15 protein-coding genes are annotated in these 26,947 nt (G+C 66.8%); 10 read left to right on the top strand and 5 right to left on the bottom strand.

Annotated elements, in window-relative coordinates:
• Positions 1 to 374 precede the first annotated feature (374 nt).
• Positions 375 to 1,100: a phosphodiester glycosidase family protein gene (locus FV217_RS06710; protein ID WP_147816259.1), complete on the top strand. Its 726-nt coding sequence runs from the start codon at positions 375 to 377 to the stop codon at positions 1,098 to 1,100.
• 68 nt (positions 1,101 to 1,168) lie between these two features.
• On the opposite strand, the gene FV217_RS06705 is transcribed toward FV217_RS06710, so the two are convergent.
• Positions 1,169 to 2,074, bottom strand: a complete 906-nt coding sequence (locus tag FV217_RS06705; protein WP_147816257.1) for an alpha/beta hydrolase — start codon at positions 2,072 to 2,074, stop codon at positions 1,169 to 1,171.
• Positions 2,075 to 2,180: 106 nt separating this feature from the next.
• The gene (locus FV217_RS06700) at positions 2,181 to 3,149 is read right to left on the bottom strand and encodes a lytic transglycosylase domain-containing protein (protein WP_187272456.1); all 969 of its coding nucleotides are present in this window, start codon (positions 3,147 to 3,149) and stop codon (positions 2,181 to 2,183) included.
• A 143-nt stretch (positions 3,150 to 3,292) separates the two neighbouring features.
• Here FV217_RS06700 and FV217_RS06695 point away from each other — a divergent pair, with 143 nt between their 5' ends.
• Both FV217_RS06695 and FV217_RS06690 read left to right on the top strand, forming a co-directional pair.
• Positions 3,293 to 4,939, top strand: a complete 1,647-nt coding sequence (locus FV217_RS06695) for an ABC transporter ATP-binding protein (protein WP_147816255.1) — start codon at positions 3,293 to 3,295, stop codon at positions 4,937 to 4,939.
• A gap of 19 nt (positions 4,940 to 4,958) precedes the next feature.
• A complete protein-coding gene (locus FV217_RS06690) occupies positions 4,959 to 6,176 on the top strand; it encodes a phosphopentomutase (protein WP_147816253.1) in 1,218 nt (405 codons plus the stop codon).
• Positions 6,177 to 6,436: 260 nt separating this feature from the next.
• On the opposite strand, the gene FV217_RS06685 is transcribed toward FV217_RS06690, so the two are convergent.
• The 3 genes from FV217_RS06685 to zigA all read right to left on the bottom strand — a co-directional run bounded on the left by FV217_RS06685 (position 6,437) and on the right by zigA (position 9,201).
• Positions 6,437 to 7,450, bottom strand: a complete 1,014-nt coding sequence (locus FV217_RS06685; protein WP_238230320.1) for a hypothetical protein — start codon at positions 7,448 to 7,450, stop codon at positions 6,437 to 6,439.
• Positions 7,451 to 7,641: 191 nt separating this feature from the next.
• Complete coding sequence (locus tag FV217_RS06680; protein ID WP_147816249.1) at positions 7,642 to 7,980, bottom strand: hypothetical protein; 339 nt, start codon at positions 7,978 to 7,980, stop codon at positions 7,642 to 7,644.
• A 3-nt stretch (positions 7,981 to 7,983) separates the two neighbouring features.
• Positions 7,984 to 9,201, bottom strand: a complete 1,218-nt coding sequence (zigA, locus tag FV217_RS06675; protein WP_147816247.1) for a zinc metallochaperone GTPase ZigA — start codon at positions 9,199 to 9,201, stop codon at positions 7,984 to 7,986.
• 198 nt (positions 9,202 to 9,399) lie between these two features.
• Between zigA and FV217_RS06670 the strand changes: the two genes are divergently transcribed.
• The 7 genes from FV217_RS06670 (at position 9,400) to glgB (ending at position 26,871) form a co-directional block, all read left to right on the top strand.
• Positions 9,400 to 10,044: a TetR/AcrR family transcriptional regulator gene (locus FV217_RS06670; RefSeq protein WP_147816245.1), complete on the top strand. Its 645-nt coding sequence runs from the start codon at positions 9,400 to 9,402 to the stop codon at positions 10,042 to 10,044.
• A gap of 60 nt (positions 10,045 to 10,104) precedes the next feature.
• A complete protein-coding gene (locus tag FV217_RS06665; protein WP_147816243.1) occupies positions 10,105 to 10,587 on the top strand; it encodes a DUF2852 domain-containing protein in 483 nt (160 codons plus the stop codon).
• 222 nt (positions 10,588 to 10,809) lie between these two features.
• On the top strand, positions 10,810 to 12,618 hold the full coding sequence (gene treZ, locus FV217_RS06660) for a malto-oligosyltrehalose trehalohydrolase (protein ID WP_147816242.1): 1,809 nt from the start codon (positions 10,810 to 10,812) through the stop codon (positions 12,616 to 12,618).
• Positions 12,615 to 17,528 (top strand): malto-oligosyltrehalose synthase, encoded by a 4,914-nt coding sequence (locus tag FV217_RS06655; RefSeq protein WP_147816240.1) that lies wholly within the window; start codon positions 12,615 to 12,617, stop codon positions 17,526 to 17,528. The genes treZ and FV217_RS06655 overlap by 4 nt, the downstream gene beginning before the upstream one ends.
• Before the next feature lie 184 nt (positions 17,529 to 17,712).
• Positions 17,713 to 21,096 carry a maltotransferase domain-containing protein gene (locus FV217_RS06650; RefSeq protein WP_147816237.1) on the top strand — a complete coding sequence of 1,128 codons (3,384 nt, stop codon included), beginning with the start codon at positions 17,713 to 17,715 and terminating at the stop codon, positions 21,094 to 21,096.
• A 167-nt stretch (positions 21,097 to 21,263) separates the two neighbouring features.
• The gene (gene treS / locus FV217_RS06645) at positions 21,264 to 24,515 is read left to right on the top strand and encodes a maltose alpha-D-glucosyltransferase (RefSeq protein WP_147816235.1); all 3,252 of its coding nucleotides are present in this window, start codon (positions 21,264 to 21,266) and stop codon (positions 24,513 to 24,515) included.
• Between the two features lie 16 nt (positions 24,516 to 24,531).
• A complete protein-coding gene (gene glgB / locus FV217_RS06640; RefSeq protein WP_147816233.1) occupies positions 24,532 to 26,871 on the top strand; it encodes a 1,4-alpha-glucan branching protein GlgB in 2,340 nt (779 codons plus the stop codon).
• The last annotated feature ends 76 nt before the right edge of the window (positions 26,872 to 26,947 follow it).

The raw sequence follows: 26,947 nt of genomic DNA, 5'->3' as shown, positions 1-26,947 counted from the left end.
CGCCACCGAAGCCGCCGCCGCGAAAGCCGCCGCCGCCGAAGCCGCGGGCATCGGCCGCCGCCGGTGCCAATGTTAGCGCACCCGCAAGAAGCGCCGAGGCCAGAAACACCCGTTTCATCGTTTCATCTCCGAAGACGCCGTTCCCCCGCTAATTCATGAAACGTGCAGCCGCGGGAAACGGTTCATGCGGCGGGCGATCCCAGTTTTGTGATCGTCCAGCCCATGCGAGCGCGGCTTGAAAATCGCCGCGTTTTGCCGCGAGGAGAGGCTTGGCCGGACGGGACGCCCCGCCGGAATGCGCGCGAGATCTCGGGATGCGTTTTGGGAAACGGTCACGTCTGACCGGTTGTGTCGCCCTCGCGGCGTCGGTGGCGATGGGGCCGGCCGTAGCGCGCGAGCCTGAGCCGGCGGTTCAGGCCGGATCCGGCAACAAGGGCCCGTGCCGTGCGACCCTCTCGGGTGGCGAGAGCTACACCGTCTGCGTCGTCGACCTGAAGCGCGAGCGCGTCCGCCTGTTCTGGCTCGGCCGGGACGGCGCGCCCTACGCCTCGCTGTCGAGCCTCGCCCGCGCGCAGGGGGCCGCCCTCAGCTTCGCCATGAATGCCGGCATGTACGATGCGGAGCAGGCCCCGGTCGGGCTCTATGTCGAGGACGGCCGCGAGATGAAGCGCGTCTCCACCGCCAACGGGCCGGGCAACTTCCACCTCAAGCCCAACGGCGTCTTCTACGTGAAGGGCGACAAGGCCGGCGTGCTCGACACCGCCCGCTACCTGAAGACCAAGCCGAAGCCGGATTTCGCCACGCAATCCGGACCGATGCTGGTGATCGACGGCAAGATCCACCCGAAGATCTCGGAGGACGGCCCGAGCCAGAAGATCCGCAACGGCGTCGGCGTGCGCGACGACGGCCGCACCGCGATCTTTGCGATCTCAGAGCGCCCCGTGAGCTTCGGGGCCTTCGCCCGCCTGTTCAAGGACGACCTCGGCTGTCGCAACGCGCTGTTTCTCGACGGCTCGGTCTCGAGCCTCTACGCGCCGGGGCTCGGCCGCTCGGACCTGAGCCGTCCGCTCGGGCCGATGGTGGGGGCGGTGGCGCGGTAAGGGGGCGAAGGAGCCGCGCTTCCGGCTTTGTGCTGGTGCGGGTTCATGAAGTGGCCGATTGCGGCCCGCTATCGCATCCGCACCGAGCTCAGCTGCCGGCGCTCGGCATGCTGGTGGAGGAAGGCCGCCATCTCGGAAAGTTCGGGGGCCTTCGAGCGGAAGGTCACGGAGAGGGCGAGCAGCGTGTCGGCGTGGTCGAGGCCGGCATAGACCCGCTCCTGCACCGGCACGCGGGCCTCACGCAGCCGCGCCGCGAGGCTCCTTGTGTTGCGCGGGCGGACCGTGGTGTCGGCGTCGCCCGTGGCGAGGAAGGCGGGCGGGGCGTTCGGGCCGGCGAAGGTGACGGGCTGCGTCGCCTTGGGGTCGGGCGCCTGGCCGAACACGTCGATCGAGGTCGCCTGGTCGAAGGGGAAGAAGTCGTAGGGGCCGGAGAGGCCGGCCACCGCGCGGATCACCCGCGGATCGACCCCGGCTCGCCGCAGGTAGGTCGGGTCGAGCCCGAGCATCATGGCGTTGTAGGCACCGGCCGAGTGGCCGGCGAGGACGATCTTCTTCGGGTCGCCTCCATAGGCCGTGATGTTGTCGCGCACCCAGGCCACCACCTGCGCGCCGTCGTCGAGGAAATCGGGGAAGCGTACCTGCGGATAGAGCCGGTAATCCGGCAGCACCGTCACGAAGCCCTGCGCGGCGAGCGCCTGAGCGGCGAAGGCGTAGTCGTCCTTCGAGCCGTTCTTCCAGGAGCCGCCGTAGAAGAACACCAGCACCGGAGCGTTGGTCACGTCGGCGGTGGGCGTGAACACGTCGAGGCGCTGGCGCGGATCCCCGCCATAGGCCGCGTCTCTGAGCGAGAGTTTCGCCCCGGCATCGCGCGGACCGAGCGCATCGAACAGCGCCAGCGGCGAGCAGCCGGTCAGGCCGATCATGGACAGCAGGAGGCAGCCGAACGAGAGTACGGCGACGAGGACCCGGATCATGCAACTCCCGCGACTTGGCGTTTGACCGCAGGTGACGGGGCAGACGGGGCGGATTCATGGCCGAGGCGCGGCGAAGCGCGATGCGCCGCCCGGTTTCGATGCGGCATCAGGTCCGCAGGACGATGCAGGCGCCGCCGGCCTTGCGGATGCGGTTGCACAGCGTGTCGCCAGCCGCCCGTGTCTCGGCCGGGATGCGGATACGGTAGAAGGCTCGCGTTCCGCGAAAGCGCAGGCGTGTCCCGATGATCATCGGGCGAACCTCGCCGATCACGCCGGCATAGAGCGAGCGGGTGCGCGAGAAGCTCGCCAGCGCCAGCGACTTCGAAAAGTTGCCGGCGAGCTGGATGCCCCAGGGCGCCGTCACCCCGCCCTCGACCGGCAGCGCGAAGCGGTCGCCGCGCGACGGGATGCGCAGCAGGGCGGTAACCTGGATGCAGCTCTGGGCCGGCTCGGCGACGGCGTCCTTCGCGGCGTCCTTGGCCGTGTCGGGCGCCCTGGCGGGCTCCGGCGGTTTCGCGGCGGTCTTGCTCGCCGGTTCGCCTTCCTCCGGCGCCATCTCGATCTGGACGCCAGGCCGCCAATCCTCGGCGGGGCGGCCGGTCAGCGCGATGACGTAGGCGCGGGTTTCCGACGGCAGGCCGCCGGTGCCGGCGAGCCATTTCGACACCCGGCCCGGGCCGCCGTTGTAGGCCGCCGCAGCGAGGCCGAGATTGCCGAACTGCGTGCGCAGGTCCGCGAGCAGATGCGCCGCATGCGGGATAGCCTGCTCGGGATCGAACGGATCGAGCAGCCCGCGCTCCTTCGCCGTGCCCGGCATGAACTGCGCGACGCCCTGTGCGCCGACCGGGCTGACCGCGGTGACGCGAAAGGCGCTCTCGCGAAAGATCAGCCGCGTCAGGAAGGGCACGGGGATCGCCCGGGTTCTGGCCGAATCCTCGATCAGCCGGCAGAGCGCCTGGGTGACGGTCTCGCCGTCGCCGCCGGTTCCGTCCGCTGCGGCGTGAGTGGCCGGCGCGGCCCAGAGGAGGGCGAGGAGGGCGGTGAGGATCAGCGAAGCGCGCGGCACGACCGCCATCTAGACGTGTGCCGGCCGGTAAGGAAATCCGTACCCTGTCGTTCCATCGAGCGCTGCCCATTCGCCCTCGGGCAACCGCGGCGCTATAACCCTCGCCAATGTCGCCCGGCCGCCCGGCCGGGACTGTCTCACGCGCGGTGCCGATGACCGACCCGCTTCTCTCCATCCAAGACCTCTCGGTGGCTTTCCGCTCGTCGGAGGGCGAAACGCTGGCCGTCGACCGGGTGAGCTTCTCCATCGCCCCCGGCGACACCCTGGCGCTCGTCGGCGAATCCGGCTCGGGCAAGTCGGTGACGGCGCTCTCGATCCTGCGGCTGCTCGACGGGGCGGCGCATCATCCGAGCGGAAAAATCGTCTTCAAGGGCCGCGACCTGCTGCAACTGCCCGAGCGCGATCTCCGAAAGGTTCGCGGCGCCGACATCACCATGGTGTTCCAGGAGCCGATGACCTCGCTGAACCCGCTGCATTCGATCCAGCGGCAGATCGGCGAGGTGCTGCAACTCCATCGCGGCCTGACGGGGAAGAAGGCGCGCGCCCGCATCCTCGAACTGCTCGACCTCGTCGGCATCCGTGATGCCGAGCGCCGGCTCGGGGCCTATCCGCACGAACTCTCCGGCGGCCAGCGCCAGCGCGTGATGATCGCCATGGCGCTCGCCTGCGAGCCCGACCTTCTCGTGGCCGACGAGCCGACCACGGCGCTCGACGTCACCGTTCAGGCGCAGATCCTGACGCTGCTCGCCGACCTGCAGAAGCGGCTCGGCATGGCGATGCTGTTCATCACCCACGATCTCGGCATCGTCCGGCGTATCGCCACCTCGGTCTGCGTGATGCTGCGCGGGCGCATCGTTGAGGCCGGCTCGGTCGCCGAGGTGTTCGACCGGCCGCAGCACGAGTATACGCAGCGCCTTCTGGCTTCCGAGCCCACCGGCCGTGCCAACCCGGTCGGCCTAAGAGCCGAGATGCTGGTCGACGCCGGTCCGATCAAGGTCTGGTTCCCGATCAAGCAGGGCCTGCTCCGGCGCACCACCGATCACGTCAAGGCGGTGGACGGCGTGAGCCTCGTCGTGCGCCAGGGCGAGACGGTGGGCGTCGTCGGCGAATCCGGCTCGGGCAAGACCACACTCGGCCTCGCTCTGCTGCGGCTGACCGTCTCCGAAGGGCCGATCGTGTTTCTCGGCAAGCCGATCGAGGCGTTGACGCCGCGCGCCATGCGGCCGCTACGGCGCGACATGCAGGTAGTCTTCCAGGACCCCTACGGCTCGCTCTCGCCGCGCATGTCCATCGCAGACATCGTAGCCGAGGGTTTGGTGGTGCAGGGGCAGGCGAAATCGCGGACCGAGCGCCGCGCCATCGTCGCCAAGGCGTTGACCGATGTCGGGCTCGATCCGGCGGCTATGGACCGCTACCCGCACGAATTCTCAGGCGGCCAGCGCCAGCGCATCGCCATCGCCCGCGCCATCGTGCTGAACCCGCGCTTCGTCGTCCTCGACGAGCCGACCTCGGCACTGGACCGCTCCGTGCAGGCGCAGATCGTGACGCTGCTGCGCGACCTGCAGCGCGAGCGCGGCCTTGCCTACCTGTTCATCAGCCACGACCTCAAGGTGGTGCGGGCGCTGGCGAACTACGTGCTCGTCATGCAGAACGGCCGCGTGGTGGAAGAGGGGCCCACCGCCGAGATCTTCGCCGACCCGAAGACCGAATACACGCGCACACTGTTCGCGGCCGCCTTCGACATGGAGGCCGAGAGTGTGGACGACGCATCGGCGCACGCCGACGCCGTCCCGGCCTGAGCGAAACCGTCGAGCGGACATGCCTCGCGCCTTGCTCATCGTCCTCGATTCCGTCGGCATCGGCGGCGCGCCCGACGCAGCCCGCTACGGTGACGCGGGCTCCGACACCGTCGGTCACATCGCCGAGGCCTGCGCCTGCGGGGAGGGCGACCGCGAGGGTCTGCGCTCCGGTCCGCTGCGTCTACCGAACCTGACGGCGCTGGGCCTTGGCCTCGCTGCCGAAGGTGCCACGGGCCGGGTGCCGCCTGGGCTCGCGCCGACCGGCCTCATCGTCGGCGCCTACGGCCATGCCGTCGAGACGGCGGCCGGCAAGGACACGCCGTCCGGCCACTGGGAGATCGCCGGTCTGCCGATGCTGGAGGATTGGGGGCATTTTCCGGAGACCCGACCGAGCTTCCCAGCCGAACTGACCGAGGCGCTGATCGCGCAGGCGGGCCTACCCGGCATCCTCGGCGATCGCCACGCCTCCGGCATCACGATCATCGAGGCGCTCGGCGCCGAGCACGTCCGGACCGGCCAGCCGATCTGCTACACCTCCGCCGACAGCGTCTTCCAGATCGCCGCCCACGAAGAGGCCTTCGGGCTGGACCGGCTCTACGAGACCTGCCGGATCGCGCGGAAGATCTGCGACGACTGGCGCGTCGGCCGGGTCATCGCGCGGCCCTTCGTCGGCTCGGAGGCCGACGGCTTCAAGCGAACCAAGAACCGCAAGGATTTCTCGGTGTCGCCGCCGCAGGACACACTGCTCGACCGGCTCTCGGCCGCCGGCCGCGAGATCGTCAGCATCGGCAAGATCGGCGACATCTTCGCCCATCGCAGCACCGGCCGCGAGCTCAAGACGGCGAGCAACGCTGCCGGTGTCGATGTGGCGCTCGACGCCCTGGCGACGCTCGTCGACGGCGGCTTCGTCTTCGTGAACCTCGTCGATTTCGACACCGAGCACGGCCATCGCCGCGACGTGCCAGGCTACGCCGCCGAGCTCGAAGCCTTCGACGCGCGCATCCCTGCGATCCGGGCGGCCCTTCGCGAGGGTGACCTCTGCGTCGTCACCGCCGACCACGGCAACGACCCGACCTGGCACGGCACCGAGCACACGCGCGAGCAGGTGCCGATCCTGGCCTTCGGGCCCGGGATCGCGGCGGGGCCGATCGGTCGGCGCGAGACGTTTGCGGATATTGGTGCGACGGTCGCCGGGCATCTTGGGCTGGATCACACCTGGGCCGGGCGGTCGTGGTAATGAGGCGTCGTACGGTCCCCGCGACGAAGCTCACGTGCATCTCCTAGCCCCCCGTGCGATGCGAGGTCTAGCAGGGCTTGGAGCCCATCCGAAGAATTGGTTGGATGGATGAACGGTTCGGCGCATGTCTACTTGGTATTGGTGCAATCGCTCGGATATAGATGTCCTCGACGATCTGCGGCGGGGGCGGGACGGTGATCCGCTTTCCACATGCGCAATGTAATCTCATCAAACCTTGAATCACGACCGATGAATAGGTCTCAACAAAGTTCGGAAGGCTCGTCATTATGCCTTTCCCAGGAAGCTGGATTAGGGAGTATTCTTTCAAAAAATAATTGGAGAAAATTCATTTGCTCGGCATACTCTGCTTCATCAGAGCTCCAGTCATCGTTGATGCAGTAGGTTTTTGGCTGTGCTTCTTCGATCTGTCGCAGTACGTCCTGATAGTGACCGACATTTACGTCTCGAAGCCAAAACTGAGCGTCCCGTTCGGACGATGTGGTAACAAGATCCTCAGCCACCATAATTTCGCGCATCTTCAGTACAACATCATGTCGCGCAGTTCCTGCGAGCTTCACCAGATCCACAAACCCTTGAGGCAGCATGGTCAGACCCTTTTCATAAAGAGATTTGGTCCACGCGATAGGAGTGTGGTCTCGATGCGGATGGATTGGTTTGCCTTCTGCAGTAAAAAAGTCGCTCGCCGCGACTTTTCTTCCCAAAAACCAATCGTCATCAAAACAGATAAACCTCTCTGCCAAACCATCTATTTTTGCAAAGCAAAGCTTCTGCAGTTCGGAGTTTGGCTGAGGCTTTAGACTATTGGCCTCAAGAAGTTCGTCCAAATCAATCCAAACGATAGGATGTCTGATCAAAAGCCAATTGGGCGGCGGCCCCTCTCCGATAATATATATGGCTCGAGCCCATTCTGCATATTCCGCGACAGAACGCAGAGAATATTTTAATTCGTGGTTGTCGCGGTATCTATTTATACAATTTGTACCACCAATATAATAAATTGGTTCATTCGCAATAATCTGTCTTTGTTTTGCGAGTCCGATTTCTGGATTAATCCATCGATATATTATATCGATAGCCCCAGATTCTACAGAATCTACGTTCTCGCAAAAATGTCTAATCGGCTTGCTCCCGCAACGTGAGCGCCTCGAAATAATGCACGATCTCCGCTGCTGCAACTTTGCGCGACATCCGTACGCGGTCCGATTGCATCGGTTCGGCGGCTCTAGAGCGCTGTCCGACCAACCGGTACCCACTTGGTCGGACAGCGCTTTAGCGGATCTTGACCGAACGCGGTCGGCTCTCGCTTGGCTGGACGGTTGAATGGTTCGATGGGTTCCCACTCGGCCTCGGGTTCAATCGCTTGAACGTCGAAGTCCTCGATGATTTGCGGCGCGACGGAGATCCTTTGTCTGCATATGATGGCGATCTCCAACCGCAACTTGAATCATAACCGATTCTCCTGATCCGACATCGTTCCGAGGGGGCTCTCAGACCCGGTTTGAAGCCGCCGCTCCTCCGCGACGATTGCTACGACATCCGTCACCTCGACCGCTTCGATCGGCCGCCGGATCTTCACCGCGCGCGTCGGTTCCCCCACCCGCATCACCAGCACGAACGTTTCCAGATCCGAACAACCCGGATCGGCGCAGGCGATCGCGTTGACCGCCAGCGCGTCCTCCGGACCAAGGGCGAGCGCCGCGATGAGCCGAGCCTTGAGCGCGGCGCTCGCTTCGGCCTGGGCCGCACTGCGGGCGCGAAAGGATCTCAGGCTGACGAAGCCCATGCCTCAGGCCGCCCGGCGCCATTCGGGAAAGGGATCGGACAGGTCGCGATAGGCGGCGGGTTCGAAGCGGGCGACGGTTTCAGAGCCGACGAGGCAGCCATCGAGGGCGGCGGTGATCGCGTCGCGGTCCATGCCCGTGCCGATGAAGACGAGTTCCTGCCGGCGGTCGCCCCAGACCTCGCTCCAGTTTTTGGCGAGGTGGCCCTTCCAGCCGGCCTCGTCGGGCCAGTGCCCGCGCGGCACGGCCGCCCACCAGAAGCCCATGGCCGAGACGCGGGAGATCGCCCCGGCCAGCGAGAATTCGCCGACCCAGTCCGGTCGCGTCGCCAGCCAGAAATGGCCCTTGGCGCGGATCAGCCCCGGCCAGGTCCGGTCGATGAAGGCTTTGAACGTTTCGGGGTCGAACGGCCGGCGCGCGCGATAGACGAAGCTCGACACGCCGTATTCTTCCGTTTCCGCCACGTGCTCTTCGGCGCCGTACAGCTCCTTGAACCACAGCGGGTGGCGCTCCGCCTTCTCCTCGTCAAACAGGCCGGTATCGAGGATGGCGTCGAGCGGCGCGCGGCCGTGCGAGGTCTCGACCAGGCGGGCATCGGCGTTGAGCCCGCGCACCACCGAGCGCACGAGTGCGAGCTGCTCGGCCGAGACGTCCTCGACCTTGTTGATGACGACGACGTCGGCGAACTCGATCTGCTCGACCAGCAAGTCGACCAGCGTGCGGTTGTCCTCCTCGCCGGCCGTCTCGCCGCGGTCGCGCAGGAAGGCGTTGGAGCCGTAGTCGCGCAGCAGGTTCACGGCGTCGACCACCGTTACCATCGTGTCGAGCCGGGCGACGTCGCTCAGCGCCTGACCATCCTCGTCGCGAAACGAGAAGGTGCTCGCCACCGGCAGCGGCTCGGCGATGCCGGTGCCCTCGATCAGCAGGTAGTCGAAGCGGCCTTCCTCCGAGAGCCGGCGCACTTCGGCCAGCAGGTCGTCGCGCAGGGTGCAGCAGATGCAGCCGTTGGTCAGCTCCACCAGTTTCTCGTCGGTGCGCGAGAGGTCGGCGCCGCCGTCCCGGACGAGGTCGGCGTCGATGTTCACTTCGCTCATGTCGTTGACGATCACCGCGACGCGGCGGCCTTCACGGTTGCTCAGAACGTGGTTCAGCAGCGTCGTCTTGCCGGCGCCGAGGAAGCCGGACAGGACGGTGACGGGCAGGCGGGCGTCGGGCGATGACATGCTGTCTCTCTCTCTTGGAAATGAAACAGTATAACATTTCTTATCAGGGAGGCTGTCAACAGGCGTCGTGGAGAACTGTCGACTCGTCGACACCGATGTCCGATACCGATGGCGGATGGTGGAGATCGGGTGCAACCTCGCGGCCCGATGCGGCTTTCCCGATCGGGCAGCCGCCCAGCTTTGCGAGGAGACGGTGTCGTGCGACCCTGGCGCGAACGGCCGGAAGACAGGCGCAGCTACCACCACGGCAACCTCAAGGAGGCGCTGATCGAGGCGGCACGCCGGTTCATCGCGGAGCGTGGCGTCGGCGGATTCACGCTGGTCGACGCGGCCCGCCTCGTCGGCGTCACCCCGGCGGCGCTCTACCGCCATTTCCGGGGGCGCGAAGCGTTGCTCGAGGAGGTCGCCGGCCGCGGCTTCAAGGATCTCGCCGAACGTCTGGCCCGCGCGCTCGGGGGCCGCGGCACGCCGCTGGAGCGTTTCACGCGCATGGGCGAGGCCTATCTCGCCTTCGCCGAGGAGGAGCCGGGCTACTACGCCGCGATCTTCGACGTGCGCATGCCGGGTGCGGAGCCGAGCCCGGACCGCCTCAACCCGTTCGATCTTCTAGTGGAGGCGCTTCGCGCGACATTCCCCGACGGCTTCGATGGTGTCGATCCGCGCTTCGTGGCCATGGAGGTCTGGGCGCTCTCCCACGGCATCGCCACGCTCGCCGCCTCGGGGCACCTGCCGAAGACCGGGCCGGACAAGTACGAATTGCTCCGCGCCGGGGTGCTCGCCCTGGTCCACGGCGCGGGCGTGCCGACGAAGAACCCCGAACCGGGCGCTGGTCCGGCCCCTTGAAACGGTTAGCTCGGGTCCGCATGTGAATGTCGTTCACATACCACCCCGGAGCCATCACCCGTGAGCACGTCTTCTGCCTCCTCTCCCTGGGCCGGCGGTCGCGCCTGCCGCAGCGGTCCCTTCCCCCGCCGCTCTCTCGAGATCGGCGCCGTCGTCGTCGGTTTCATCTACTGGTGGCCGCTGGCGGTCGCCTACGTTGCGTGGAAGATCGCGGGTTATCCTGCGCTCAGCCAGATGCGTGAGTATGCCCGGAGCGGCTCGTGGAGCTTCGGTTCGTCCGCCGGCGGGTCACGGTTCGCCAAGGCCTACGAGGCCGCCAAGGATCACGGCCTCTACCGCTCGGGTACCGGCAACTTCGCTTTCGACGAGTATCGCAAGAGCGAGCTCGACCGCCTGGAGGCCCGCCGTCGCGCGCTTCAGGAGGAGAGCCGTGCCTTCACTGAGTTCGTCGACGAGCTGAAGCGCGCCAAGGACCGCGAGCAGTTCGACGCCTATATGGCCAAGAAGCGTTCCGAAGGTGGTGGTTCGACCATCGACGCCTAATCCGTCCTCCACGGTCAGATATGCAACAGGGCTCTCCGCATCACAGCGGGGAGCCTTTTTCGCATCTGCGAGATTCCGCGCAATTCCATGCTGCCATGCGGTTGCCGCTCGGCATGGCTGCCATAAGTCGGGGGACGGAACCGGTTGCCGCGGCAGGCCTTCTGCAAACACGCAGATTTCCGGATCCGGCGATGTCTTCATGAGAACAGGGATCACGGCCTGATGCGGCGCAGCCATGCGATGGCCTACGGCAGCGAATTGACCGGGGACGGTGGTGCCCGCTTCGCGCTTTGGGCGCCCACCGCGAAGGACGTGGTGCTGACACTGAACGGTGCCGATCACCCGATCCCGGATGTCGGCGACGGCTGGCGCCGGACCGAGGTGACGGTGGTCGAGGCCGGTGCGCGCTACGGCTTCCGCATCGACGGTGATCTCGTCGTCCCCGATCCCGCTTCGCGCTTCCAGCCCGACGACGTCTCGGGCCTGAGCGAGCTGATCGACCCCGCCGCCTATGTCTGGGCCGATGGGGCCTGGACCGGCCGGCCCTGGGAAGAGGCGGTGATCTACGAGCTTCACGTCGGCACCGCGACGCCCGAGGGAACCTATGCGGCGCTCGAAGCCCGGCTCGACGACCTCGTCGATCTCGGCATCACCGCCATCGAGCTGCTGCCCCTCGCCGACTTCAAGGGCACCCGGAACTGGGGCTACGACGGTGTGCTGCCCTATGCGCCCGACGCCGTCTATGGCCGCCCGGACGAACTCAAGCACCTGATCGACACGGCCCACGGCAAGGGCCTGATGGTGATGCTCGACTGCGTCTACAATCACTTCGGCCCGGCCGGGAATTACCTACACGCCTACGCCAAGAGCTTCTTCACCGAGCGCCACCAGACCCCGTGGGGCGCCGGCATCAACTTCGACGGCAAGGAGAGCGGACGCACGGTTCGCGACTACTTCATCGAAAACGCGCTCTACTGGCTGGAAGAGTACCACTTCGACGGCATCCGCTTCGACGCGGTGCACGCCATCCTCGACGACTCCGACAAACACTTCATCGGCGAACTCGCCGAGACGATTCGCGAAAAGCTGCCGGGTCGCCACATCCACCTCGTCCTCGAAAACGAAGCGAACCAGGCCCGGTGGCTGGAACGCGACGCCGACGCCAAGCCGATCCAGCACAGCGCGCAATGGGCGGACGACCTGCACCATTGCTGGCACGTGCTGCTGACGGGCGAGGACGCGGGCTACTACGAAAGCTTCGCGGACAAGCCGGTGCAGCACCTCGCGCGCTGCCTCGCCGAGGGATTTGCGTATCAGGGCGAGCCGTTCAAAACGCTGGACAACCATCCGCGCGGAGAGCCCTCGGGCCACCTGCCGCCCTCCGCTTTCGTCACCTTCCTCCAGAATCACGATCAGGTCGGCAACCGGGCGCTCGGCGAGCGCCTGAGCCAACTGTCCGACCCCGAGAAGCTGGCGCTTGCCCGCGCTGGCCTGCTGCTGGCGCCGCAGATTCCGATGCTCTGGATGGGCGAGGAATGGTCGGCCACAGCGCCGTTCCTGTTCTTCGTCGATTTCGCGCCGGATGAGGAGCTGAACAAGGCCGTCCGCGAGGGCCGCCGCCGCGAGTTCAAGAGTTTTGCCGCGTTTGCCGACGACACGTCGGTGATCCCCGACCCGACCGAGGCCAAGACGTTCGACGACTCGAAGATCGACTGGGAGGAATCCGAAAAAGGTCCGCATCGCGGCGTCTGGGCTGACACCCGCAATCTCTTGCAGATCCGCCACCAGACCGTGGTGCCGTTGACCAAGACGGCGTTTCGCGGAGCCGAAGCCAAGCTGCCGGCGCCCGGCGTGATCGACTGCACGTGGCGCTTCGAGGCCGGGACGCTGCGCTTCGTCGCCAATGTCGGCACCGACGAGTATTCGGCGTCGAGCGAGGGCGGTCAGGTGATCTGGTCGAGCGCCCTGTCGCGGGAGGCGCTGCAATTGCCGCCCTGGACCGGTGTGTTCCTGGTTGGAGCACCGGCATGAGCGAGCACCTGACCCGGCTCGCCGACCTCGTCGGCATCGCCAGCGGCTATACCGACGCCTTCGGCAACGCCGTCGAGACCTCGAACGAGACCCGCTGCGGCATGCTCGCGGCCCTCGGCTTCGCCATGGCCACCGACGATGAGATTGCGAAAAGCCTCGCAAGCGTCGAGGCACTCCGCAACGGGCTGATTCCGCCGCTTCTGCCGGCGGAAGCGCGCCGCGCGTTGCGCGTGCCGGTCCTGGCCGACAGCACGGCCGGCTCGATCATCTGGCGTCTGCTCGACGAGCGCGGTCACGCCGTCGAAGGTCGTGCCGCTCTCTCGGCATCTGACGCCGGTCCGGGTTTCGACTTGCCGCCCCAGACGCCCGGCTATCACCACCTCACGGTGACTTTGGGCGACCGAAAGGCACAGGCCTGGATCATCGCCGCGCCGCAGCGCTGCTGGCGGCCGCGGGCCTATGCCGAGGAGGGTGCCCGCGATTGGGGCCTTGCCGCCCAGCTCTATGGCCTGCGCTCGCCGCACAATCTCGGCATCGGCACCTTCGCCGATGCCGGCCGCGCCGCTGCCGATGCGGGCCTGCGCGGTGCGTCGTTCCTGGGGTTAAGCCCGGTCCACGCGCTCTTCCCGACTGATCGCGAAAAGATTTCGCCCTACTCGCCCTCGTCGCGGCTCTTCCTCGAGACGCTCTACATCGAGCCGGGCGCGCTGCCGGGCTTCGTCGGCAGCCGCGCCGAAACGATCCTCGACGCGATGCGTCCGCGCCTCGACGCCCTCCGCGACGCCACGCTCGTCGATCACGCCGGCATCTGGGAGGTGCTCTCACCGGTGCTCGAGGCGCTCTGGCCGGAATCGGCCGCGCGCGCCGGCACGGATGCCGGCTTTGCCGCCTTTCGCAGCGAGGGCGGTGAAAACCTCGAATCCCACGCGACTTTCGAGACGCTGTCCGAGCGTTTCACGGCAGAGGGTGCGCATTGGCTTGGCGAGTGGCCGGAGGCGTTCCGGCGTGCCGGTACGCCGGAAGTCCGTGCCTTCGCGGAGAAGAACGCCGAGCGCGTCAGCTTCCACATCTGGCTGCAATACCTTGCCGACCTGCAGCTCAAGCATGCGTCGCAGGCCGCACGCGATGCCGGCATGCGTATCGGCCTCTATCGCGATCTCGCCGTCGGCGCCGATCGCGGCGGCTCCGAGATCTGGTCGCATCCCGAGCGCTTCGCCAACGGCGTCTCGATCGGCGCGCCGCCGGATCTGCTCGCTCCGAAGGGCCAGGATTGGGGCCTTCCGGCCTTCCATCCGCTCGAACTCGAGCGCGACGGCCTCAGGGCGTTCCGCGATCTGGTCCAGGCCAACATGCGCCATGCTGGCGCAATCCGGATCGACCACGCCTTCCAGCTGGCGCGGCTGTTTCTGATTCCGCTCGGCCAGTCGGCGCGGGCTGGTGCCTATGTGGCGATGCCGTTCGAACCGATGCTCGCGGTGCTGCGCCTGGAGAGCCACCGCTCGAAATGCCTCGTCATCGCCGAAGACCTCGGCACGGCCCCGGAGGGCTTTTCCGATGCGCTGATGGTGGCGGGCATCCTGAGTTACCGCATCCTCGCCTTCGAGCGGCAGGACGGCGGTGCCTTCAAGCCGCCGGCCGCCTATCCGCACGATGCGTTGACCGCGATCACCACGCACGACCTGCCGACGTTCCTGGGCTGGTGGCGCGGCGTCGACACTGACACGCGCCAGTCGCTCGGTCTCTACGATTCCGAGCGAGCCGACGCCGAACGGGCCGAACGGGTCACCGAGCGCCGCCGTCTGGCCGAAGCGCTGCATTCCGAGCAGCTGCTCACCGGCGCCGAACCACCCGATGCCGCTCCCTTCGAGGCCGCCGCCCGATACCTCGCCCGCGCGCCCTCGATCCTGACGGCCGTCCAGTACGAGGACGTCGTCTCCGAGCTCGCTCAGGCCAACGTGCCGGGCTCGACCGAAGGCCACCCCAACTGGCGGCGCAAGCTCGACCGGACGCTGGAGGCCATCGCCGCCCCCGGCGGTCCGCTCGCCAAGCTCGCGGCCTCGCTCGCCGACGAGGATCGCGGCCCGCGCTCGGGCGCCGCGCGTCTCAGTTCGGCCCCGCCGCGCGCGACCTACCGGTTGCAGTTCCACGAGGGCTTCACCTTCGCGGATGCGCAAGAGATCGTGCCGTATCTGGCGAAACTCGGGATCAGCCACGTCTATGCCTCGCCACTGCAGATGGCGCGACCCGGCTCGACCCATGGCTACGACATCGTCGATCACTCGCAGATCAACCCGGAGATCGGCGGCGAGGCCGGCTTCATCGCCTTCTCCGACGCGCTGCAGGCAGAGGGGCTGAAGCTCCTCGTCGACATCGTACCCAACCACATGGGCGTCGGCGGCGCCGACAATCCGTGGTGGCTCTCGGTGCTCGAATGGGGCGGCCTGTCGCCCTTCGCGCATGCCTTCGACATCGACTGGGAGCGCCTCGGCGCGAACCGCAAGCTCGTGATCCCGTTCCTCGGCGAGCGCTACGGCGATGCCCTGGAGCAGGGCCATCTCGAACTGAAGTTCGACGAGGCGGCCGGCGCTTTCAGCGTCTGGCACTACGAGCACCAGTTCCCGATCTGCCCGCTGCAATATCCGACGATCCTGAACCGCGCGCTGGCCGCGCTCGGCGAGATCGGCGACGACCCGTCGGCCGACGTGCTCGCCATCTCCGAGCGCCTACGCGGCATGAACGCGGAGACCAGTCTCGACCGCCGCCGCGCGCTGCCGGCCGAGGCCGAGGGCCTGAAGCAGGATCTCGCCGACGCCGTGCGCGCCTCGCCGCAGATCGCAGCAGCGATCTACCGGGCGCTGCAACTTCTCAACGGTAACAAAGACTATCCCGACACGTTCGGGCCGCTGCACCGATTGCTGGAGAGCCAATCCTACCGGCTCGCCCATTGGCGGATCGCGTCGAGCGACATCAACTATCGCCGCTTCTTCGACGTGAACTCGCTTGCTGGCCTGCGTGTCGAGAAGTCGGACATCTTCCAGAAGTCGCACGCCCTGCTGTTCCGCCTCGTCGCCGAGGGTCGGATCGACGGTCTGCGCATCGACCACATCGACGGTCTCGCCGACCCGCTCGGCTATGCCCGCGCATTGCAGGCCGCCGTCGGCCCCGGATTCTACGTGGTGGTCGAAAAGATTCTCGAGCCGGGGGAAAAGCTGCGCCCTTGGCCGGTCGCCGGCACCACCGGCTACGACGTGCTGAACCAGCTCGACGGTCTCCACGTCGATCAGGCGCTGAAGCCGCGGATCAAGCGCTTCTACGAATGGGCCACCGGCGTCGACGAGCCCTACAAGTTCCAGCTTCGCGCGGCGAAGGCCGAGATCCTCGAGATCAGTTTCGCCAGCGAGCTCGAAGTGCTCGCCGCCGACCTGAAGGAGATCGCGGACGCCGACCGGCGCACCCGCGACTTCTCGATGAACGCGATCCGGCGCGCGCTGATCGAGATCATCGCCCGCTTCCCGACCTATCGCAGCTACTTGGCCGGCGATCTCGACGAGAGCGACGTCGAAGTCGAGGACGTGACGCTGATCGAGACCACGGTGCGCAAGGCTAAGCGCTGGAGTGCGTTGCCGGACCGCTCTGTGCACAACTTCGCTGCCGATGCGCTGATCGGGCGGATCGATACGACGGGCACCGCCCGTCCCGATCCGCGGGTGATCCTGCGCTTCCGCCGCCGCTTCCAGCAGCTCACCGGCCCGGTCATGGCCAAGAGCCTGGAGGATACGCTGTTCTACCGCTTCAGCGAGCTTTTGGCGCTGAACGAGGTCGGCGGAGATCCGGGCGAGTACGGCATCGACGTACCCCACTTCCATGCGCTCCAGGCCGCCCGCGCCCGCGACTGGCCGAACGCGATGATCACGACGGCGACGCACGACACCAAGCGCGGCGAGGATGCCCGCTCGCGCCAGCTCGCGCTGTCGGAGCTGCCCGAAGAGTGGGCCCGCGCCTGGGATGCCTGGCGCCGCGCCGCGACGCCGCATCTCGCCACCATCGAGGATGAACCGGCGCCCGACCGCAACGACCAGTGGATGTTCCTTCAGGCGATCCTCGGGGCGTGGCCGCTCGAACTGCTGGACGGCGACGACGCGGGCGCGATCGAAGACTTCCGCAAGCGCCTCGACGCCTACGCCGAGAAGGCCTTACGCGAGGCCAAGCGGTTCTCGAGCTGGGTCAACGTCGACGAGGCCTACGAGGGCGCGGTGCATGCGCTCTTCGCCAAGCTGATCGCGCCGGGCTCGGATTTCCTGGCTCGTACGCGGCCCTTCGCCAAGCGCCTTGCCCATCTCGGCATGATCGCCGGGCTCGGCCGCACGGTGCTGAAGGCGACGCTACCGGGCATCCCAGACATCTATCAGGGCACCGAATTCTGGGACTTTTCGTTCGTCGATCCCGACAACCGGCGGCCGGTCGATTACGGCGCGCGTGCCGGTGCGCTATCCGAACAGGGTGCGCCCGCCGAACTTCTGGCGCACTGGACGGACGGCCGTGTGAAACAGGCGACGCTGACGAAGCTGCTCGCAGACCGGGCCGACAGGCCGGCCTTCTACGCCGATGCCGGCTATCAGGCCGTCGCAGCTTCCGGGGAGCATGCAGACCACGTCGTCGCGTTCCTCCGATCGGAGAACGGCGGCGGAGAGGGCGATCTGCTGGTGGCCGTTCCGCGCCTCGTTGCCCGTCTCGTCGGCGACACTGTGTGGTCGGCTGAAGCGTTCGGGGGAACGCATCTGCCGGTGGCGGAGGGTAGCCGCTGGACCGACATCGTCGGCGGCGCCAGCCACGCATCGGAGAACGGGCGTCTCGATCTCGGCACGCTGTTCGATGCGCTGCCCTACGCCGTGTTGAAGCGAACCGCCTGAGCCTGACCGACTTATACCAGTGGCTTTCGAGGCTTTGCCCCGGAAGCCATCCGCCGCGCGAGCGGCGATGCGCAGTTGCGCTTGCCAACGGCCGATCGCTCGATGAGCCGATCTCTCTACGGCCGCCGGTATCACCACCATGTCACGACGACACGCCAAAGACGCGTGCCGAGGGAGGCCGACCATGAACGCACCGACCACGCCTAAGAGCGCCGCAACGCGCACCGACGCCGGAACGGTGGGATTGCCGGCCGCGCTGGCGCCGCGCGCCGAAGGTCCGCGGATCTACAACCTGTTTCCGCTCCTCGTCGGCACGGTCTCGGCCTGGACGGCGGAACTCCCGCGCATCGCCGGCCTCGGCTTCGACTGGATCTACCTCAATCCGTTCCACCAGACCGGCGGCTCGCGCAGCCTCTACGCCGTGCAGGACCCCGACCGTCTCGACGAGCGTTTTCGCGACATCGACGGAACCTCGGACGACGAGCAGATCGTCCGCTTCTGCCGCGCGGCCGAGGCGCAGGGCGTCGCCGTGATGACCGATCTCGTGGTGAACCACACCGCCGACAACGCCCGCCTGCTGCAGGAGCGGCCCGAGTTGTTCATGCGCGACGGCGAGGGAAAGCCGGTCAGCCCCGGTGCCGTCGATCCGGACGATCCTTCGAAGAAGACCGTCTGGGGCGACCTGATCGAGCTCGACTACCATTCCGAGCACGCGCGCCACGAACTGACGCGCATCTTCGATGCCTACATCGCCAAGCTCCAGGGCCTCGGCGTGCGTGGCTTCCGCTGCGATGCCGCCTACAAGGTGCCGGCCGAGGTTTGGCGGGCGCTGATCGAAGCCACCAAGACGCGTGAGCCGGCGACCTTGTTCGCCGCCGAGACGCTCGGCTGCACCTTCGAGGAGGCGCAGGCGACGGCCGGCGCCGGCTTCGACTACCTGTTCAACTCCTTCGCCTGGTGGGATCTCAAGGCGCCCTGGGCGCTGGAGCAATACGACCGCCTGCGCGTCATCGCGCCGTCGATCGCCTTCCCCGAGAACCACGACATGCCGCGCCTCGCGGCCGGCACGGGCGGTGGGCCTGAGGCGATCGCCGCGCATCTCAAGACTCGCTACGCGCTCTCGGCCTTCTTCTCGGCCGGCGTGCTGATGCCGATCGGCTACGAGTGGGGCTATCGCCGCGCGCTGCACGTCGTCGACACGACGCCGGGCTCGCGCGAGCACGATACCGGCATCGATATTTCGGCCTACGTCACCGCGATCAACGCCCTGAAGGCCGAGCTGCCCTCGGCCAACGTCGAGGGTGCGCAGGCGCGCCTCTCGTCGCCCGACGCGGCCTACGTTGCGCTGTTCCGCACCGATACCGGCCACGCGGCCTCGGCCACCCATGGCACCCTAGTGCTCTACAACCCAACGAATGCTCCGGTGCCGGTCGATGCCGGCCGGCTGATCGCGCGGACGGGCGGCCGGCTCGGCGCCTTCGTCGATCGCACGCCCGACGCCGATCCGATCGCCTTCCACCCCGGCGCCGGCATCGACCTGCTGCCGGGCGAACTGCGTATCCTCGCGGCCGACGCCCCCAGCGAAAAATCCGCGCCAAAGCCGACATCGCCTGACGGCGAGGGCCGCGTCGTCATCGAGGCGGTGACGCCGGAAATCGATGGCGGCCGATCGGCGGTGAAGCGGGTCGTCGGCGAGTCCGTGAGCGTCGAGGCCGACATCTTCTCGGACGGCCATGAGATCATCGACGCCGCGGTCCTCTCGCGTATCGTCGGCGAGAGCGAATGGCGGCGCGACCCGATGGTCTTCGTCGACAACGACCGTTGGGCGGGCCAATTCCCGCTGGAGCGCAACGCCCGCTACGAGTTCACCGTCGAGGCTTGGCGCGACGGCTTTTCGTCCTGGGCGCGCGACACGCTGAAGAAGCGCGACGCCGGCGTGGATGTGAAGCTGGAGACGGTCGAGGGTGTCGAACTCGTCCAAATCGCCGCCGACTTTGCGACGGGGCGTGACAAGGAACGGCTCGCCGCCCTCGTTTCCGCTCTCGCCGCCGAGCAGGAAGCCTCGCCCGCTGTCCTCGGCAAAATCCTGGCGCCGGATTCGGCTGCCCTGATCCGGCGCAACGCCGAGCGCGTGAACCTCTCGCGTTATCCGGTCGACATACCTGTCATCGCCGATCGACTCGCGGCCCGCTTCTCGGCCTGGTACGAGATCTTTCCGCGCTCGCAATCGGGTGATCCGAGCCGGCACGGTACTTTTCAGGACGTGGTCCGGCGCCTGCCTGAGATCCGCCAGCTCGGGTTCGACGTGCTTTACTTCACGCCGATCCATCCGATTGGCCGCACCAACCGCAAAGGCAAGAACAACACGCTGAAGGCCGAGCCCGGCGATGTCGGTTCGGTCTACGCCGTCGGCGCGGCCGAGGGCGGCCACGAGGCGGTGCATCCCGAACTCGGCACGCTCGACGATTTCCGCCAGCTCGTCGCCGCCTCCCATGCTCACGGCATGGAGATCGCCCTCGATTTCGCGATCCAGTGCTCGCCCGATCACCCCTGGATCAAGCAGCATCCGGAATGGTTCGAGTGGCGGCCCGACGGCACGTTGAAATTCGCCGAGAACCCTCCGAAGAAGTACGAGGACATCTCGAACGTCAGCTTCTACGGCGGTGCGCTGCCAGGGCTCTGGACCGAGCTTCGCGACATCGTGATGGGCTGGTGCGCGCTCGGCGTCCGGATCTTCCGCGTCGACAACCCTCACACCAAGCCGATCCCGTTCTGGGAGTGGATGTTGCGCGAGGTGAACGGCCGCTATCCCGACGCGATCTTTTTGGCCGAGGCCTTCACCCGGCCTAAGATGATGAAGAAGCTCGCCAAGGCCGGCTATCAGCAGAGCTACACCTACTTCACTTGGCGCAACACGAAGCAGGAACTCATCGACTACTCGGTCGAGCTCGCCGGCGAGATGGGCGAGTACTACCGCCCGAACTTCTTCGCCAACACGCCGGACATCAATCCGTACTATCTGCAGACCAGCGGCCGGCCGGGATTCGTGGTGCGGGCGACCCTCGCGGCGACGCTCTCCTCGGTCTACGGCATCTATAGCGGCTTCGAGCTGTGCGAGGCCGCGCCCTATCCCGGCAAGGAAGAGTACCTTCACTCGGAAAAGTATGAGTTGAAGGCCTGGGACGAGGATCGGCCCGGCAACATCCGCGAGCATATCGTCAAGCTCAACCAGATCCGTCGCGACAATCCGGCGCTGCAGGACTTCCGCAACGTCGTCTTCACCGGCGCCGACAACGCCAACATCATCGCTTACGCCAAGATGACGCCGGATGGCGACAACTGCGTCTTCACGATGGTGAACCTCGACCCGAAGAGCCGGCAGGAATGCTCCTACGAGATCCCGCTCTGGCTGTTCGGCCAGCCAGATGACGGTGCGCTCGAGGTCGAGGATCTGCTCGAGGGTTACACGTTCGAACTGCGTGGCCGCGGCCATCGCATCGCCCTCGATCCGGCCGAGCGTTCTTGCGTGATCTGGCGCCTCAGAGTGCCACGGCGGGTTGCGCAATAGGTGCGGGCGTGTAACCCGGTGCGGCGCGACACAGCACGGCCTTTTCAGGTCGCGCTAACGCCAAGATCAGCGGTCAGAACCGCGCTCGCCGCCTTCGTGCCCGGATCTCGATCCGGGCCCCAAGGTCGTCAGAAATGCTCCCGAACCGAGACTGAGGCAGCGACGCGATGATCGATCGCAGCGATCCCCAATGGTACCGCGATGCCATTATCTACCAGATTCACGTCAAGTCGTTCTTCGACTCGACGAATGACGGTATCGGTGATTTCGAGGGCCTGACGCAGAAGCTCGATTACGTGCGTGACCTCGGCGTCACCGCGATCTGGGTGATGCCGTTTTATCCCTCGCCGCTCCGCGACGACGGCTACGACATCGCCGACTATCGCGAGGTCAACCCGTCCTACGGGACGATGGAGGACTTCCAGCGGTTCGTCGCGGCGGCGCACGAGCGCGGTTTGCGGGTCATCACCGAGCTCGTCATCAACCACACCTCGGACCAGCATCCCTGGTTCCAGGCCGCCCGCGAGGCGCCTCCCGGCAGCCCCGAGCGCGACTTCTATGTCTGGTCGGACACCGACACGCCGTATTCCGACACGCGCATCATCTTCCTCGACACCGAGACGTCTAACTGGACCTGGGATCCGGTCGCCAAGCAATATTTCTGGCACCGCTTCTACAGCCACCAGCCGGACCTGAACTTCGACAACCCGAAGGTGCTGGAAGCCGTCATCGAGACGATGCGCTACTGGCTCGACATGGGCGTCGACGGGCTGCGCCTCGACGCGATCCCCTACCTGATCGAGCGCGACGGCACGAATTGCGAGAACCTGCCGGAGACCCACTCGGTCATCAAGGCGATCCGCGCGGCACTGGACGAGAGCTACCCGGACCGCATGCTGCTGGCCGAGGCCAATCAGTGGCCGGAGGAGACCGCGCAGTATTTCGGCGACGGCGACGAATGCCACATGGCGTTCCACTTCCCGCTGATGCCGCGGATGTACATGGCGATCGCCCGCGAGGACCGGCACCCGATCACCGACATCATGCGTCAGACGCCGGAGATCCCGGACGGCTGCCAATGGGCCATCTTCTTGCGCAACCACGACGAGCTGACGCTCGAAATGGTGACGGCCGAGGAGCGTGATTACCTCTGGTCATTCTACGCGGCCGAGCGCCGTGCCCGCATCAATCTCGGCATCCGCCGCCGCCTCGCGCCGCTCTTGGAGAACGACCGGCGCAAGATCGAGCTGATGAAGTCCCTCGTCCTGTCGATGCCCGGCACGCCGGTGCTCTACTATGGCGACGAGATCGGCATGGGCGACAACATCTATCTCGGCGACCGCGACGGCGTGCGTACGCCGATGCAGTGGTCTCCGGACCGCAACGGCGGCTTCTCCCGCGCCAATCCGCAGAAGCTGTTTCTGCCGTCGATCCAAGACCCGATCTACGGTTTCGACGCGATCAACGTGGAAGCCCAGACGCAGGCCCAGACCAGCCTGCTGAACTGGACGCGGCGCATGATCGCGATCCGCAACAACTCGACCGCGCTCGGTCGCGGCACGATCCAGTTTCTCTACCCGTCGAACCGCAAGGTTCTGGCGTGGCTCCGTGAGTTCGAGGACGAGCGCATCCTCTGCGTCGCGAACCTGTCGCGCGCACCCCAGGCTGTGCAGCTCGACCTGTCGGACCTGCGCGGCGCGATCCCCGTCGAGTTGACCGGCGGCTCCGAGTTCCCGGCGATCGGCGATCTGCCCTACCTGCTGACGCTGCCGGCCTATGGCTTCTACTGGTTCTCGCTCAGCTATTCCGACACCGGCCAGATCGGCCCGCAGCCGCTGACGCCCGAGCTGTTCACGCTCGTCCTCACCGGCGGCGTCGAGAGCCTGATGGCGGGCCGCGAGCGCACGGCCTTCGAGCGCACCGTGATCCCGCCGTTCCTGGCCACCCGCCGCTGGTTCGGTGCCAAGGGTTCGCGGATCAAGAGCGTGCAGGTCACCGACTGCGCGACCCTCGAAGTCGGCGGCGAGCCGCGCTTCCTGTTGCCGCGTCTGAAGATCCAGCTCTCGAACGGCGACACGCACGATTATTTCGTGCCGGTCGGCGTCGACGAGGGCCGCGAGGACGAGACGCTTCTCGAACACGCCGTGGCACGCGTCCGGCGCGGTCCGCGCACCGGCCTGCTCTATGGCGCGGTCGCATCCTCGGATTTCCCGATTTGCATCGTGGATGGCATGCGCGAGGGTCGCGAGATCCCGACCGAGCGCGGCAAGCTCGTCTTCGCGACGACCGAGGCCTACGACCATGAGGTCACGTTCGAGCCCGGTGACGTCCGCCGCCTCTCGGCAGAGCAGAGCAACACCTCAATCGCCCTCGGCTCGAAGGCTATGCTGAAGATCCTGCGCCGTCTGCAGACCGGCACGCACCCGGAAGTCGAGGTCGGCCGCTTCCTCACCGAGCAGGCGCATTTCCCGAACACGCCGCAGCTGCTCGGCACCCTCGAACACGTCGAGGCCGACGGAACGCGCACGGCGCTCGCCGTGCTGCAGGGCTTCGTGCGCAACCAGGGTGATGCCTGGACTCTGATGCTGGAAGGCCTGCGCCGGGACTTCGACATCCTGGTTCTCGTTCCGGAGAGCGAGGCACCGAGCCCCGAAGAGGCGTTCAAGGATCATCGCCGCTGGGCGGAGCTGCTGGGGCGCCGCACGGCCGAGCTGCACAAGGCTTTTGCCATCGAAACCGACGACCCGGCCTTCGCGGCCGAGCCGTTCGGCGAGGACGATCTGGCGACGCTCGTCGCGGATGCGCATGCGCAGGCGAAGCGCGCCTTCACCGGCTTGGCCGCCGTCGCGGCCTGGGCGCCCGGCTCCGCGAGCCAGGCGCTGGCGGGACGTCGCGCCGAGGTCGAAGCGCTCATCGAACAGCTATCCGAGCGCCCACCGATCGGGGCCTACAAGACCCGCATTCACGGCGACTTCCATCTCGGGCAGGTACTGGCCTCCGAGGGCGACCTCATCTTCATCGACTTCGAGGGCGAGCCGTCGCGTCCGGTGGACGTGCGGCGGGCGAAGTCGACGCCGTTGCGGGACGTCGCCGGCATGCTGCGGTCGTTCGCCTACGGCGCCGAGACTGTGGTGCGCGAGATCGCGGCTCGCTTCGGCGACAGCGAGGAGCGGGCCCGGAACGCAGCCATCGCCTGGCGTGGCATGATCGATGCGGCCTTCCTCGAAGGCTACGCAAGTGCCGTCGCCGGCAGCCGCGCCGCGGTCGCGGACGGTTCGACCTTCGAACAACTGCTGCGTCTGAGCCTCATCGCCAAGGCGCTCTACGAAGTCGACTACGAGATCAACAACCGTCCGGACTGGATCGAAATCCCGGCACGCGGGGTTCTCAACATTCTAGACGAAGCCAAGCGAAGCTAAGGGAAGACCCCACTGAATGACGGATGCGGACGAGAAGCTCGCAACGAAGGCTGCCACCCCGGTGACCAGCACCCCGGTTGCGGATGGAGCGTCCCGTGACCTCGGCTCGCGGACCGGCGCGGCACAGTCGGGTTCGGTGACGCCGAAGGCGTCGTCGCCCTCGCGCGCGACGACGCTGCATCACGATGCGATCGCCGCCATGATGGGGGCCGATCATGGCGATCCCTTCGCGGTGCTCGGCCCTCATCAGGTGAGCGAGGGCCGTTGGGAGGTCCGAGCGATCCTGCCGGAGGCCAAGGGTGCGACGCTGCTCGTCGGCGGGCAGCGCGTGCCGTTCGAGAAGGCGCATCCCGAGGGCTTTTTCGTCGCCACCGTCGAGAGCCAGGGCCGGCCGCTCTACGAGATCGCGGTCGAGCAGTGGGATGGCAGCGAGCGCCGTCGTTTCGATCCCTACGGCTTCGGCACGACGCTGGAGGCGCACGACATCGAGGCGCTGCGCGAGATCGGCTCGAACGTCACCTACAAGGTGCTCGGCGCGCACGAGCGCAAGCAGGACGGCATCGACGGCTATCGTTTCGCCGTCTGGGCGCCGAATGCGCGCAAGGTCAGCGTGGTCGGCGACTTCAACGAGTGGGACGGCCGCCGCCACCCGATGCGGCTCTGGCAGAGCGGCGGGGTCTGGGAGCTGTTTGTTCCTGGGCTGAAATCCGGCCAGACCTACAAGTACGAGATCCGCGGCCCCGACGGTGCGCTGCTGCCGCTCAAGGCCGACCCGGTCGCCTTCCGCGCCCAGCATCCGCCGGAGACAGCGTCCGTCCTGCAGGGCGGACACGAGCCGGTCTGGCATGACAAGGCCTGGATGGCTTCGCGTGGCGAACGCGATCCGCGCCATGTCGCGATCTCGATCTACGAGGTCCATCTCGGCTCATGGATGCGGGTGCCCGAGGAGGGCAACCGTTACCTGACCTACAAGGAACTCGGCGAGCGGCTGATCCCCTACGTAAAGGAACTTGGCTTCACGCATATCGAGATGCTGCCGATCACGGAATTCCCGTTCGACGGCTCATGGGGCTATCAGGCGGTCTCGCTGTTCGCGCCGTCGAGCCGCTTCGGCACGCCGGACGAATTCGTCGCGTTCGTGAACACCGCGCACGAAGCCGGTATCGGCGTCCTGCTCGATTGGGTGCCCGGCCACTTCCCGCTCGATGCCCACGCGCACGGGATGTTCGACGGAACGCATCTCTATGAGCATGCCGACCCGCGCCAGGGCTTCCACCAGGACTGGGGAACCTACATCTACAATTTCGGCCGCTCGGAGGTCTCGTCCTTCCTCGCCGCCAACGGCCGGTTCTGGCTGGAGCACTACCACCTCGACGGCCTGCGCGTGGATGCCGTCGCATCGATGCTCTACCTCGACTACTCGCGCCGCGCCGGCGAATGGGTGCCGAACCAGTACGGCGGCAATGAGAATCTCGACGCCATCAACTTCCTGCGCAAGACCAACGAGGCGACCTACAGCCACGCGCCCGGCACGATCACGGTCGCCGAGGAGTCGACGTCCTGGCCGGGCGTCTCGCACCCGACCTACACCGGCGGCCTCGGCTTCGGCTTCAAGTGGAACATGGGGTGGATGCACGACACGCTGAAGTTCATCAGCGAGGATCCGATCCACCGCCGCTACCACCATCACAACCTGACCTTCGGGCTGCTCTACGCCTTCAGCGAAAACTTCGTGCTGCCGCTGTCACACGACGAGGTCGTGCACGGGAAGGGTTCGCTGCTCGGCAAGATGCCCGGCGACCGCTGGCAGAAGTTCGCGAACCTGCGCGCCTATTTCGGCTTCATGTGGGGGCATCCCGGCAAGAAGCTGCTCTTCATGGGCGGCGAATTCGCTCAGGAGAAGGAGTGGAACCACAACCAGTCCCTCGACTGGCATCTGCTCGAAGACGGCCTCCACAATGGCGTGAAGGATCTGATCCACGATCTCAACCACGTCTACCGGGCGACGCCCGCGCTGTATTCGCGCGACTTCGAGCCGGAGGGCTTCCAGTGGCTGGTTGCGGACGATCAGGACAACAGCGTCATCGCCTGGGCTCGGAAAGGCCAGAACGAAGGCGAGATCGCGATCGTCGTGTCGAACTTCACGCCCGTCCCGCGCGACGGCTACCGCGTCGGCGTGCCGGCCGGCGGCTTCTATCGTGAGGCGATAAACTCCGATTCCGAGCGCTACGGCGGCTCGAACGTCGGCAACATGGGCGGCCTCCACGCCGAGGCCGTTCCGAGCCACGGCCAAGCGCACTCGCTGAGCCTGAAGCTGCCGCCGCTCGGGACTCTGATCTTGGTCAGAGAGAGTTGAGCACTACAGTAGAGAAAGAAATTTCGACTACGGGGGGTCGCTTTCGCAGGTCCGCGAGCGCGACCCCAATTCCAAG

It is taken from the genome of Methylobacterium sp. WL9 (genome assembly GCF_008040035.1).
Taxonomy (GTDB): Bacteria; Pseudomonadota; Alphaproteobacteria; order Rhizobiales; family Beijerinckiaceae; genus Methylobacterium; species Methylobacterium thuringiense.
The sequence above is the reverse complement of the archived record's forward strand: the minus strand, read 5'-3'. Positions and strand labels throughout refer to the sequence as shown.